The following is a 14,015-nucleotide window of genomic DNA, read 5'->3' as shown; positions in this document are numbered from 1 at the left end:
GTAATAAAAAAGAAAATGAGTACAGAAGCTTTAATCGTTGTAGTGTTTGCCTTGTCTGTCATTTGGTTCATGTGGCGACAAATCAAAGGAACCCTTAAGCATCTTGATGATGACGATTTAGATAATTTCTTATCGAACCGCATGGGCGAAAAGGAGCTAAAGCGCACCAGAGAACATCTATTGCAGTGTGAATCCTGCAAACTACGTCTGGATGAGATGACGAAATATTCACAGAAAATTAAGCCAGATCGTTGGCTGAAACGTCGTTTTTAGAGCATGTTTGGAGCGGATTACTTTTGAAAATCAATGATTTGGCGTTCTGGCTAAACTCAAAATCACGCGCTTGGCGGGTCAAGTAAGTGATTTTGAGTGACGCCAGGTTGCTAAATACTTGGTTTTCAGTGCAAGCAAGCTCCAAACATGCTCTTAAAGCAGAAGGAGTTTACTCCAGGTGCAATGCAGCCTTACGAGCGAGCAACTGCTCTTCCGTTTCTTCTCTTTCGGGATCAGGAACACAACAATCTACCGGGCAAACTGCGGCACATTGGGGTTCTTCGTGAAATCCAACACATTCCGTACATTTATCAGGAACAATGTAGTAAAACTCGTCAGAAACCGGCTCCAAACGCTTGCTGGCATCGACCGTACGATTACCCGAAAGGGTATAAGCACCAGTGATGGACGTACCGTCCTCAACAGCCCAGTCCATACCGCCTTCGTAAATAGCGTTGTTGGGGCATTCAGGCTCACAAGCGCCACAATTAATACATTCGTCGGTTATCATTATCGCCATAGCGCCTTCTAATTTTTTTTCAACAGGAATACATGGGGTTAACACTGTAAATCCCTGCATTGTTTTCGCCCGCAAATTTAATGTTTGCTCAGCATTTGCCAAAGCCCTATCTTGCCGAATGTTCAGTTAATTTAGAATATGCCATTTATTGCCTTCTTGATTATCCTTTTGTTTGGAGCCGGACTCTTCTGGTTTATTGCTTATCTGTTGCGGAAAAGACTTCCAAGAGTAGCTTTGGCACTGGTAGGGGTGGGAACCTTGATTGCCTTGTTTTTGCTAGGATTATGGTTGGTAGAAATTACCGGTTGGCAGCGTGAAGGATTCTACAAACAACTCCTGTACGGTTTGGATAAGGAAGATCTGAAGGAGTATGTCTATCGGCAGGATGATCTTCAGGAGACAACGATCTTTATGATGGGTCAGTCATCAATTGCGCTACATCAGATGGCTGATTTGATGGATGAACCCGATCCGCGTATTGCTAAACACATGGCCTGGATGGCTGCCTATATCAGTGACCGCGATCATTTTCCTATCTGGAAAAACAAAAAAAGATGGGAGCAGCAATTGTTTTTCCTTACACAAGCAGCCATCATTCTGGGTCATTACCAGCTTTATACCAAAGATGAAAAGTACCATACGCAGTGGGAAGAACTGTCGGTTTATCTGGTAATGGGTATTTCCCGATCACAATATAAGCACCTTGCTTCCCGACCTGAGGACATGGCCTTGCGGCCAGCTGATAACGCTGCTGCGCTCTACGCCTTGAAGTTATACGACACCGCCTACGGTACGAATTACCTCGATGTTGCCGGAGAAGATTGGAGTGAATACATTCGCCGGGAGCTTCAATTTGAGGACACCAAGCTGCCTTGTGCCGGATTTACGGCTACCAATCGCTGTAGACTGACGCCTGTAGGAGGTTCGCTAGCTTTGCTAAATGCCTACGTAGCAGCAGCTGATTTGCCCATTTCCAAGGATTTTTGGCGAGAGTTCAGGTATTACTACAAAGAAAGCTACGTCAATGTATTTGCCTGGATCAATATTATGGCAAGAGGGGAGGAGGTGCCAGAATTTTGTGATTTTAGTACCGCTCCGCTACCTTGTGGGCGGTATGAGGCAGCCTTTGCTCAGTTTGCTGCTGCCACTAGAGAAGATTGGGTAACTTACTACCAATTAAACAACGCACTTTTGCTGGATGATCTGCTCCATCCTCCCAATCAATTATGGCATCAAGCGCCTCAGGAACAAGTTCGAGGAATCCTTAATCTAGCCGTCCGTTTAAGTGCCATCAGCAGACCTTCGCGAGATTAAAAAATAGGAGAAAAAATTATTGATTTTTATACAACTAATCGCACCTCATAGCGTTACAACTACGCATGTTATGCAACCAATAGTATATTGATTAATAATGTTTTAACCTTAGCTCCCCCAAGAACGCTCAGGCGACAACAGCCAACCCAAAAAAGGAAATGATTAAACTGGAAATCCCCCGCAAAGACGAGCCCAATATGGACTTGGTCGACAAACTTACCGAACTCGCTCTGGCACATTCTGTACGATTGAATCGCAAGCTCAAAGAAGCTATTCTTACCGATGGTAGCGTTCGGCTTGAAGGCTTGAAAAAAATCAATGAATACCTCCTGGAAACAGAAGAGGAGCTAAGTAAGTGGTGGTATTGCGCTTGTTAAATTGCGATAAGCATTTATCCCTCCTTCCAGATTATAGACCTGAGAATAACCCTTCTCTTGTAAAAATGCTACAGCTCTGGCGCTGCGAGCACCGCTTTGGCAGTGCACAACTACCAAGGTTTGTTTTGGCAGCTCTTGCCATTTTTCGGGCAACTCTACCAGCGGCATGAGCTTTCCGTCGAGATGATCCAAGTCGTATTCACTTTGCTCTCTTACATCCAAAAGAAGGAAGTCTTCCTTACGTTGCAGCATCGCTTTCAGTGTCCCCGCATCAATGCTGGGTAATTGTTCTTGTGCAGGCAAGCCGCAAAATACTTCGTAGTCAATAAGTGCTTCAATCTTCGTAGCGGGATTGGCCTTGTAACGTAAGGTGTGCTGACTAAAATGGGCAGCATCAAAAAGTACCATTTTGCCCGCTAGCGAAGTGCCCGTTTCGGTAATGATTTTGATAACTTCATTGGCTTGCATCGCCCCAATCATACCAGGCAATACTCCCAATACACCGCCTTCTGCACAATTGGGTACCTGATCTGGTGGTGGTGGAGTGGGGTAGAGGTCGCGGTAATTAGGACTTCTACTGCCATCCGGCATTGCCAGGTTAAAGACACTCACCTGACCTTCAAAGCGGAAGATTGAACCATACACGTAGGGCTTTCCTGCGAGTACACAGGCATCATTGACCAAGTACCTGGTAGGGAAATTATCTGTCCCATCCGCAATTATCTCGTACTCAGATAATATTTCCATCGCATTGTTTTTGTCAAAAACTTGCGGATAGGTGTTGATCGAAAGATGAGGGTTCAAATCCAGGAGCCGCTCTTTAGCAGCTTCAACCTTTAGTTTGCCCAAATCTTTTTCTCCGTACAAAACCTGTCGTTGGAGGTTGCTGCTGCTCACCCTATCGGGGTCGATAATGCCAATGGTACCCACACCGGCGGCAGCCAGGTATTGCAAAAGCGGGCTACCCAAGCCGCCGGCACCAATGACGAGCACTCGGGCAGCCTTCAGTTTGAGCTGGGCTTCCATTCCAAAACCAGGAAGGATCAAATGCCGGGCGTAGCGGTTTTTTTCTTCAGGAGATAAATTCACGATGGTTGTTTTTAACAAGAGTCGTAAAGAGATACGTGGCGATGCAATTGCCACTTAAGGTAGAGAAGGTAGAGGGAGTAGCTTTCGCCGAACGGCTCAGGCTAGGAACCGTACGGCTTATTTACCCAATTTTGTTTCTCGAAGTTAAGAATGTTTTTCACTTTTAAATAATCCCACGAAGCGCAAACCCGTATGGTTTTTAGCCAATGTTATAACCATGACATCCTTTTTTACCTATTTTTACCTTAAAATTATTGCAGTTAATGAGGTTTCTACTTTTGTTATCAACTCTTTTATCCTTTTCTGCGGTTGGTCAGGAATCTACGGATGAGACTGCAATAATTGACTCGTTAAGGCTCGTCGTCAAAAGCGCAAAAAATGATACGTTAAGGATCAACGCACTTAAAAAGTGGGACAATATCATTTATAGATACGACCCTGAATTAGACTTAAACTTAAACCTGAAGATTGATTCAATTGCGAGCATTCACCTCGAAAAGAATTTAGCAGCGAATTACAGGGACTTTTACGCTAAGTCGAAGGGCTTTGCGACTGGCAATCTTGGGTTGATCTACAATTCGTTAGGAAAGAACACTATCGCGCTCAATTACCTCAATGAATCGCTTCGTATCAAACAAACACTTGGAGACGAAACGGCTGCCGCACGTGTGCTAAATAACATTGGTTCCATTTATCATGAGCAGGGATTGCATGCTAAAGCCATCGAGTATTACACGAATGCGCTTAGAATTCATGAAATACAAGGTAATACAAAAGGAAAGGCAGGTGCCTTGAACAATATTGCCATAATTCACCGTCACCAAGGAAATTTCAACACGGCATTAAAATACTATAAGCGTAGCTTGTCATTAAAACTTGCAGACAAGGATAGTATTGCAATAGCAGTTGCTTATCTGAACATAGGTGCTTTATACAATGAAATTGATTCATTAGAGCTCGCCAATAGGTATACCTTGAAGAGCCTTAACATCAGTGATCAAATAAAAAATGATCGTTACATCGCATTAGCTTATGTCAATCTTGGTTCCATCTATCATTCGAAAAATAAACTACAGGAAGCAGAAGAATATTACATCAAAGGATTTCTAATTCAGGAGAGCATAAATGACGGTAAGATGTTAGCGGAAACAGCAGCCTACCTTAGTGAAATATACTTTGAGCAGGGAAACTATGCAAAAGCGCTTGAGCTTGGCAACAAGGCCTTAGGTTTATCCTACGAAAATGATGTGGTAAAAGTCTCCGAGCAAGCCTCCAGTGTGCTGTATAAAGTCCATCAAAAACTGGGCAATTATGAAAAAGCCTTTGAAATGCTCCAACGCAACACCCAGCTGAATGAACAGATCAATAGCGAGGAAAATCAAAAAGCTGCAATCCGACAGCAATTCAAATACGAATATGAAAATAAAGCGGCCTTAGCGGAAGCAGAGCAAAAGCGAAAAGATCAAGTAGCAAGAAAAGATGCAGAGCGCAAAAACATCATTATTTGGTCAGGTGCTCTTGGCTTGCTAATGTTGTTGGTCTTCGCGGTTTTTGTGTTTAACCGTTTGCGCGTCACGAAAAAACAGAAGGCTATAATTGAAAAGCAAAAAAGGAAAGTAGACCAAGCCTACGCGGCCTTAGACAGTGAAAAGGAAAAGTCAGACAGTCTATTATTGAATATCTTACCGAAAGAAGTAGCAGAAGAACTCAAAGAAAAAGGTTCTGCAGATGCTAAAAATATTGACAGTGCTACGGTGCTTTTTACAGATTTCAAAGGATTTACTACTTTATCAGAACAATTATCAGCGGAAGAGCTTGTTGAAGAGATCAATACTTGTTTCTCAGCCTTTGATCATATCATGGAAAAGTATCAAATAGAAAAGATTAAGACCATAGGTGATGCATATATGGCAGCTGGAGGAATTCCGATACCAAATGAAACGCATGCACTGGATGTTGTCAACGCTGCTCTCGAAATTCAAACATTTATGCTTGAGTATGCTGAAGATAAAAAACAGAAAGGTGCGCCTTATTTTGAAATTCGAATAGGTGTTCATACAGGTCCTGTTGTTGCTGGTATTGTTGGTATTAAGAAGTTCCAGTATGATATTTGGGGTGACACTGTTAACACTGCAAGCCGAATGGAAAGTTCTGGTGAAGTGGGTAAAATAAATGTTTCAGAATCTACCTACGGTATCGTTAAAGGTAGCAAGGAGTATACGTTTGAATCTAGAGGTAAGATTGAGGCAAAGGGGAAAGGGCTGTTGGAAATGTACTTTGTGGAGAAAAAGTGATTTTGGGAGTAATTACAATTGGTTATAACTCCGGCTAGTGCTCCGTACGTAACGAAGCGATGTATGGACGTACTCGCAAAGTGTGTGCCTGGAATCCACATCCATAGCTATAATGATAGCGATAAATCTTGGTGGTGCAAGTCCACCGGCGGCGAGTTGGTGAAGCCGTCAAGGATGTGCTTACCCAGATGAACGAACGATCCTGAAAGGGAAATGCCTGGGGGGCATTTAAGTGAGTGAACCGCACAGCGGATGGGCAGGCGATGACCATTGACCGATGTAGTGGAGAAGTCAGTCCCGCGCCTGCGGAAGCATAGTAGGGAGCCAAACCTGAAAACCGTGTTGTGAGTATCGCCTGCACAGAGAGGGTAGCCTGAAGGCCTGAACGTCAGACCGCTCGTAAGCGTCCGACCAACCCCATATTGCCGCCCTGCTCCCAGTCCCTGATCTTTGCTCCAACCAAAGTAAGGACCTATGCGACATCCACGCGAAGCGATTGATCAATTTCTGGGACAGCAGGCAAGCAGCAGCCAAACGGTAGCTGCCTTCTGCGCCGACAATGACCTAAAGGTACCGACTTTCTATTCCTGGAAGAAAAAATATAACAGGCCCGATACTGTGGAGCCCTCCGGTTTTTGTGAACTCACGCCAGTGGGGGAGGTATCAAAAAGGAGACTGTGCCTGCCCAGCGGATTGGAATTAGAAATCACGGGACTATCGATTCGGGAAATCGCCGAGTTGGTGGTGGAAATCGATCGTGCTCATGTTTAGCTTCTCGGGCTTCCAGCGCTATTTCTTGTATCGAGGCAGTACGGATATGCGCAAAGGATTTAATGGTCTGAGCGGACTAGTCCGTAACCACATCCAGCACGAGTTACTCAGCGGCGACGTCTTCATTTTTCTGAACAAGCGTCGCGATCGTATCAAGTTATTGGTATGGGATCGCAATGGTTTTGTAGTCTGGTACAAGGTGTTGGAGCAGGGGACTTTCGAGCTGCCAGCTGCCGAGAACAACACGCTGGAAATGTCTTGGAGCGATATTCAATTGCTCTTGGAAGGGATCGAAATTAAATCCGTAAAACGGCGAAAAAGGTACCAAAAAGCTGCTTGAAAACGGGGGTGATTTTGTATTTTTGATCCATATGGAAGCCACTGTTTCTAAGGCGGAATACGATGAGTTGAAGCAGCAAAATGCTAAGCTTCAGCACGAGCTGGATCAACTAAAGCGGTTGATTTTCGGTGCTTCCAAAGAACGTTTTGTACCCAGTGTTGCCCCCGAGCAACTTGACCTTTGGGAGCTTGATCAAGCCACTGGCGAAGGGGAAGTCGACAAGGAAAAGATCAGTTACGAGCGCAAGAAAAAAGCGCACCCTGGTCGCACCCAACTGCCCGAAAATCTTCCTGTTGAAGAAATCATCATTGAGCCAGAAGAAGATACCACTGGCATGGTGGAAATAGGAGAAGAGGTAACGGAAACACTGGATTATCGCCCCGGTGTATTACTCAAGCGTCGCTATATCCGCAAGAAGTACGCGCGTACCGAAGAAACGCCAGACGCTGCTAGCATCCTTATCGGCGAACTCCCTGAACGCCCGATCCCCAAAGGCATTGCAGAAGCTGGATTACTAGCGTATCTGTTCGTTGCCAAATACATCGATCATCTGCCTTTCTACCGGCAGATCGAAATATTTAAGCGTGATCACGGCTGGGCGATCCACAAATCAACCATCAATGATTGGTTCGCGGCCTGTTGTACCTTGCTCGAACCCCTTTATGAGACCTTGCGTAAAAATGTGCTCCATACGGACTACCTGCAAGGTGACGAGTCTACTATGAAAGTACTCGACAGCAATAAGGCAGGGAATACTCATTTGGGTTATCAATGGGTATTCCACAATCCGCTTTCCGGAAACGTTCTTTTCGTGTATCGAAAGGGCCGAGGAGCCAATGGCTTGACCGAAACACTAGCTGATTTTAAGGGCTATCTGCAGTCAGATGGCTACGCAGCCTATGATAAGTTCGCCCGTGGCCGCCAAGTGGAACTCATCAGCTGTCTGGCTCATATCCGCCGTAAGTTTTTTGAAGCTAAGGACAACCATCCAGCTATGGCGGAGCATGCATTGACGAAAATACAGCAACTCTACGCCATTGAACGGCATGCCCGGGAAGCGAAGATGTCCGCTGCTGAGCGTAAAACCTTAAGACAAGCCAAGGCCAAAGCCATTTATGAGGAACTTTTACAATGGGTCATCACCGAACAGAAAAACAACCTAAGCAAGGGCGCCATAGGTAAGGCACTGTACTATGCTACAAATCAGCTTCCTCGCTTGGCCCACTACCTTGAAGACGGCCGCATCGAAATCGATAACAACCTGATCGAAAACTCTATCCGTCCACTTGCTTTGGGGCGTAAAAATTACCTCTTCGCGGGTTCGCACGAAGGCGCGCAACGCGCTGCCATGATGTACAGCTTCTTCGCCAGCTGCAAATACGCAAAGGCCAACCCATGGGAATGGCTCACGGATGTGCTTGGCCGTATTGGTGCTCACCCTATCAACCGACTGGAGGAGCTACTGCCTGCACAGTGGGAGGAAAATAGAAACAGAGACCTGTAGTTGCTCGGACGCTTACGACCGCTCGAAGTACTTGATTCATGGGGATGGATGATTAGGTGACCGATTTACGCGGCCTGGGGCCAGCGTGAGATCGCTATGCTAAGTTCTGTACATCCATAATTGCGAATTAGAGAAAAGAGCAAGGCCTAGTCGGTGTAAAGAGCGGCTAACGCTGTCTGACGAACCGCTTAGTTCAGCCTGTCCCGCACTTTCTGCGGGAAGGCCCGTATCCCGACTTTTAAGTCGGGATGGTGTGAGAGGGATAATGAGCAGCAAATCGCTGCTCATTACCCTACTCGATTGGCTGACGTAAGATTTTTCCACTTTTTTAATCTTACCTTTTTACCTTTCTTTTTTTTGTGTAGATATCTTTCTAAATTTTTATCCTGTACTAGTTTATCTAATATTTCCATATGCCTACTGACTTGCTTCTTCATTTTAATAGAATCATGACCAAACTTCTCTTCTCCTTTACTATTTAAGTAAGATTTTGAGCTTGCATCATAAACATACTTTAAAAAATTACGACTACCGTAATGTGTGTACCGTTCTAAAATCTGTTTGCGGAAAATAATATCTGAAGAATATTTAGATCTACCACTATACGCCATTCTAATAGTTTTTCTAACTCTTCTACTCATCTTCCTGTAATACCGAGATATACTACTTTCTCTAATCAGCACATCTCTACCGTTAAATGTAAAACCTAGATATTGAATTTTTTTGTTACCATTTTCGATATATTGATAGCTTTCTTTTTCTAAATCAGGGCAGTCATAAGTTTTGCATTCAAACCTGCTTTTATTTGAAACTTTAGAAAACTGAGCTAGTTCAGTTTTTGATGATTTCATGATCATTCCCCTTTTTTTAGCTATTTCCTCATGAAGTAAAGTTAGTATTTCATCAAAATTATCGTTTGGTAAGACTATTATTACATCATCACAATATCTTCTATAAAACCCCCCTTTTTGACTAACGTAATTTTGAATTATTTCATCAAAATCCCACATATAAATATTCGAAAGTGTAGCACTGATAGACAAACCTTGAGGAATTCCCTTATTACATTCTTTCTGTAATTGCTTATTTTTCACTATTAAATCAAAATCATTCAATATTTTCATTTTCTCATTAAATTTCATATCCTCCTTTATGAAATTTAGCAATGACCCTAACTTAGGTTTCTCTTTTTTTATATTTATAGAAAATTTTTTATAAAAGCTGCTAAGGTTTAGATACTTGTATTGAGTAAGAGCTTTAAAGACTTTATAGTGATCTATTGGCAAAGATTCCAAACCCAATACCCTTTCCCAGTTTCTCTTTAGTATCTTATGATCAATATTATCAAAAAAACTAGAAATATCAGTTAATACTACTGAACATTGTTTTTGACTCCTCACAAAATCAAATACTTCTTTAGAAAACTGGATATTGCATTTACCACTTAAATCACTTCTATAAGCAATTGGTACGTTAAATATTTTAGTTCCTTTTATCTTAGCTTGATAAAGCCTATTAAGAAGATGAGAATAGAATCCGTATATATACTTATCACGATGAGCTGTGAGAAATATAGGTCTAATTTTTTTTTCTAGGTGATAAGCACCATCTTGATATTTGTATCTCGGTGTTTTCGACAAAGTTTTTACAAGAGGAAGATAAGAGAACTCTTTACTTTCCTTATTAGATTTGTCTGTGACTATTTTTTCTATCTCCTGATGCCTCTTTTCAAAAGAAAAATATCCATCTAAATGATAATGTAATTTTGGGCTGTATCCATTACTAATTATTTTCTTTTTATACTCTATCCACTCTTCCTTTATAAAATCATCATTAAACATATTTTAGGGGTTTTTAATTGGGAGCTTTAGCCATGGATTATTCACTGAATATTCTCCATTCCATCTAGGACTTTCACCTAAAAGAACTCTATCTCCACCACGTACGATAAGTAAATTAACCTTACTTCGCAACTTCTTAGGCCTCAATCTTCGCAGTATTAAAATACTACTAACGACCATACACTGAATCACTTCAATGGCATTAAATCTCGTTTAAATAAAACAAGGTTAGGAGCCTCAATAAAGAGAAAGATATGAAATCAACTGACAACCATAACAATCTTATAATTGTTATATTTATAAGCGTGCTAGTTATAATAACTATATGTGATATTACTATTACTGGCAAAGTAGTCGTCGCAGCCTTATCGGCGATGACGAGATTACTTTTAAATTCAAATCTTCAATCTACTAAACATTTTTAGTAGTATATAGTAAATATCAAAATACGTGCCATATTATACAACATGTCATTTGCACCGCCACTTAGTCAGAGCTTAAATAAAAACTGACACTTTTGGTTAATCAAATTCAATGATACTGCCTTTATGTCAGCCAATTCCGGCTACTGCGATGGACCGCAGCACAGCGAAGGGCTGGAGTCGGGTAGGTCAGGGCATCACTGCCCCTTCCCCCCTAAGAACCGTACGAGCCACTTTACTTCCTTCGGTCGTGAGACCGCTTCGCTGAGTTCACGGCATACGGCTCAAGCATTCTTAACGGCTTTGTTACCGCACCAAATATAGCAAATGACTTTGCTAATGTTTGATTTTACGACACTAAAGACTAGGACTACCACCAGAATTAGGATGAAGTTCTCAGCAGAATTATTTATCCTAATTTGAACCTGCTTGGAGTGCATTGCGCTGCCAAAAAGGAATCGCTGACCTCTTCTCACGCATCCCTTGCTTTCTCCATTTAAACAGTTGCTGTCTCTTTCTCGTAATAGAACACCTGCACAGGAAGTGGGCACAGCTTTCGCTGGGAGTAATCTTGGTCGGCTTCGGCTTGTTCCTCTGCTCACCGCAACTCCTATGTGCATCATTACAACGCACCATTCGCTTTTTCCAGCATCCCTTACGCACCTTCATCGTCAGGAATTACTTCCTTCCTACTCCTGATTAATACAAAAAACAGGAGAAAAATACGGGCTTACCACGTTCCGCCATAAATACAAGCCGCGTAGCGAACCACACTGCCCTACGATGACTTAGCACCTGTCTTTACCCCGAGGGAATTTTCAGTAATCGTTCAGGTTTTTCACACCCTCACCATCACAAGGACTACGTAGCGGTATACACGAGACCGCTATCCCTACCCTTTGCCGCTTTTGGCTATGGCGATTGACTTTGCCATACAACAGCAATCGTCTACAATCCCTTGCGCCATTTTCCCGATTTTTAATCGGGATAACGAGGCTTGAAACAGTTCAGATACCTTGTGCCTATCATCTTATTCCACCGCCTTCGCCGTAGGGGATTAACAGCTTTGAAGACCACTTCGCAGCAGTCTTTTTGAAAGGCTCGATTTGTCTGCCGGGCTTCACAAACCACCGTTACCAGTAGCCCATGCCGACATAGGAAACGCTGGGTAGTACCAGCGGTTAAAGCACATCTAAGTTCATCTTTATGAACTCATATTCAGTGGTTTAACAGTATTTATAGCGACTTCGTGTCGCACCGCACTAGCTAAGTTGTGGGAAGTAATCTATCTATTCTTTAATAAGTAGCTTCATAATACCTGCAATTGTAAGAGGTATTTGCTCTTTTTTACTTAGTTCAACTTCAGCTTCATATTTCGTGAACAAGAATATTGGTATGCTCAGCTTAAGCTTGTGCTTTACTGAGACATCACTTCTCGCTATTTGCTCATTTAATTTCTTTACCTCAAGGCTGTCATTCTTAACATCAAGAAAATATTTTTGCAAATAATTGAATAGTTCCTTTAACCGCTCCTCCTCAATTCTACCATCACTTATTTCAGAGTCAAGCTTATCAAAAAAATCTCTTCCTAGAGTACTATCCGCCCATTCTCTCAAAGAATTTGATCTTGCCAAAGAGGCCATTTCAAACCTTATGATATCTGTATTTGACAAAGTATCAGTGGTATTATCCTCTATTCGATCAAGTTGTGAACTTATTGCCACCGAATCCTCGGTTAAATAGCTACTAACAGTTTCGTAATACCTAATAATAGCATCAAACCATTTACTAATGAGCTCTAAGTATTCAATTTCTTCATCTGAATGCTCAGACTTAAACAATTTTGAATGCTCAAGTTGTAGTCGATTTTCTGCTGCCTCAACTAGATCATTTTTGTCTTTAATAACAACAATCCTCTTTTCTTGGATGAGTCTTGAAAGGTCCTTAAGGTGGCTCTCAGTCAATTTCAGCAAAAGGTCAAGCAACTCCTTCTTAGTTCGCATCTTCATGAAGGGCTGCTGTAAATACTTATTAAACTTCATTTCATATCCAAACAGATTCATGGGAATCTTACCAGTTAGCTGTTCCTTGTACATTTTAAAGGAACCAACATTTGGAATTGCCTTCAACCATTTCTGAAATGTCTCATAAAGTACCGTCATGTCTCTTTCTTGAAAGAATTCATCAGGTTTCGGAGGCTCAAAATATTCTAACAAGCTTATTCGATCATCGTCTGACAAATCACCGTTGTCTAAATTTATGTTTTCGATTAATACCTTGACTGCAATCTCAAACAAATAACCTCCAACTACAGGTGAGCCAAAGCTCTTTGACAAATAATCTAGATATTGAGTAACGTTGTCAAGCCATTCATCCTTACCAATGAAATATTCCAAACAATACCCGAAGTATTTTAAATTCTCTACTATTTGATCTGGAATAAAAGCGTAGTCTTCCTTTGAGAAATTTGGTAATACTTTGAATTTCTCATGGGTATCGCAGCAATCAGGGAACTTTTGAAACCACTCATCTGCTCGTTCCTTAACCTGCATCAAAAGTGGTGTATCAGGTTTAAGCGTCTTTTCGGGCGCATAGCCTTCTAACAACGGAATCGTCTTAAAGGGAGAAAGAAAAATATCACCACCATCTATTTTCCAGATCGGTCCCACCTTACTTATGTTCGAAGGCTTCATACTACTTCAATTTATTAAATTTCCCACAACTCCGGCTACCACGCAGTGCCGACGTAGGAGGCATTGTGTCGGGTAGGTCAGGGCATCACTGCCCTTTCCCCCCTAAGAACCGTACGTGCCACTTTACTTCCTTCGGTCGTGAGACCGCTTCGCTGAGTTCACGGCATACGGCTCAAGCATTCTTAACGGCTTTGTCACCGCACCAAACATAACAAATTGCTTTGTTATTATTTGATTTTACGACACTCAAGACTAGGACTGCCACCAGAATTAGGATGAAATTCTCAGCAGAATTACTCTCCTCAATTTGAGCCTGCTTGGAGTGCATTGCGCTGCCAAAAAGGAATCGCTGACCTCTTCTCACGCATCCCTTGCTTTCTCCATTTAAACAGTTGCTGTCTCTTTCTCGTAATAGAACACCTGCATAGGAAGTGGGCACAGCTTTCGCTGGAGGTAATGTTGACCTAATGTCGCAACCTCTATCCTCATCATTACAACAAGGCATTCGCTTTTTCCAGCATCCTTTACCCGCACCTCCATCGTCAGGAATTACTTCCTTCCTACCCTTGCTTGCGCA

At 42.5% G+C, this 14,015-nt stretch carries 11 protein-coding genes; 7 read left to right on the top strand and 4 right to left on the bottom strand.

All coding sequences use genetic code 11. From position 1 onward, the window contains the following. The first annotated feature begins 15 nt into the window (after positions 1–15). Positions 16–273: a hypothetical protein gene (locus AB0L18_RS22815; protein ID WP_367389634.1), complete on the top strand. Its 258-nt coding sequence runs from the start codon at positions 16–18 to the stop codon at positions 271–273. A gap of 169 nt (positions 274–442) precedes the next feature. On the opposite strand, the gene AB0L18_RS22810 is transcribed toward AB0L18_RS22815, so the two are convergent. Beyond that, positions 443–793 (bottom strand): 4Fe-4S dicluster domain-containing protein, encoded by a 351-nt coding sequence (locus tag AB0L18_RS22810; protein WP_367389633.1) that lies wholly within the window; start codon positions 791–793, stop codon positions 443–445. A gap of 138 nt (positions 794–931) precedes the next feature. Here AB0L18_RS22810 and AB0L18_RS22805 point away from each other — a divergent pair, with 138 nt between their 5' ends. After that, complete coding sequence (locus AB0L18_RS22805) at positions 932–2,107, top strand: hypothetical protein (protein ID WP_367389632.1); 1,176 nt, start codon at positions 932–934, stop codon at positions 2,105–2,107. A gap of 158 nt (positions 2,108–2,265) precedes the next feature. After that, positions 2,266–2,484, top strand: coding sequence for a hypothetical protein (locus AB0L18_RS22800; RefSeq protein ID WP_367389631.1), 219 nt, complete (start codon positions 2,266–2,268; stop codon positions 2,482–2,484). Here the strand turns inward: AB0L18_RS22800 and moeB are convergent. Next, positions 2,455–3,573, bottom strand: coding sequence for a molybdopterin-synthase adenylyltransferase MoeB (gene moeB / locus AB0L18_RS22795; protein ID WP_367389630.1), 1,119 nt, complete (start codon positions 3,571–3,573; stop codon positions 2,455–2,457). The genes AB0L18_RS22800 and moeB overlap by 30 nt on opposite strands. 263 nt (positions 3,574–3,836) lie before the next feature. Between moeB and AB0L18_RS22790 the strand changes: the two genes are divergently transcribed. The 4 genes from AB0L18_RS22790 (at position 3,837) to AB0L18_RS22775 (ending at position 8,482) form a co-directional block, all read left to right on the top strand. Further along, positions 3,837–5,867: an adenylate/guanylate cyclase domain-containing protein gene (locus AB0L18_RS22790; RefSeq protein ID WP_367389629.1), complete on the top strand. Its 2,031-nt coding sequence runs from the start codon at positions 3,837–3,839 to the stop codon at positions 5,865–5,867. A 474-nt stretch (positions 5,868–6,341) separates the two neighbouring features. Further along, complete coding sequence (locus AB0L18_RS22785; RefSeq protein WP_367388130.1) at positions 6,342–6,638, top strand: hypothetical protein; 297 nt, start codon at positions 6,342–6,344, stop codon at positions 6,636–6,638. Further along, entirely contained in the window at positions 6,631–6,978 is a 348-nt protein-coding gene (gene tnpB, locus AB0L18_RS22780) for an IS66 family insertion sequence element accessory protein TnpB (RefSeq protein WP_367388129.1), read from the top strand. The genes AB0L18_RS22785 and tnpB overlap by 8 nt, the downstream gene beginning before the upstream one ends. Positions 6,979–7,009: 31 nt before the next feature. Further along, positions 7,010–8,482 (top strand): IS66 family transposase, encoded by a 1,473-nt coding sequence (locus AB0L18_RS22775; protein ID WP_367389628.1) that lies wholly within the window; start codon positions 7,010–7,012, stop codon positions 8,480–8,482. Positions 8,483–8,769: 287 nt separating this feature from the next. Here the strand turns inward: AB0L18_RS22775 and AB0L18_RS22770 are convergent, their stop codons facing one another. Then, positions 8,770–10,323 (bottom strand): reverse transcriptase domain-containing protein, encoded by a 1,554-nt coding sequence (locus AB0L18_RS22770; RefSeq protein ID WP_367389627.1) that lies wholly within the window; start codon positions 10,321–10,323, stop codon positions 8,770–8,772. A gap of 1,711 nt (positions 10,324–12,034) precedes the next feature. After that, positions 12,035–13,438: a hypothetical protein gene (locus tag AB0L18_RS22765; RefSeq protein WP_367389626.1), complete on the bottom strand. Its 1,404-nt coding sequence runs from the start codon at positions 13,436–13,438 to the stop codon at positions 12,035–12,037. Positions 13,439–14,015: the final 577 nt, after the last annotated feature.

Origin of the sequence: Lewinella sp. LCG006 (genome assembly GCF_040784935.1) — a bacterium.
Classification (GTDB): domain Bacteria; phylum Bacteroidota; class Bacteroidia; order Chitinophagales; family Saprospiraceae; genus Lewinella.
This window is presented reverse-complemented; position numbering and strand designations above follow the sequence as displayed.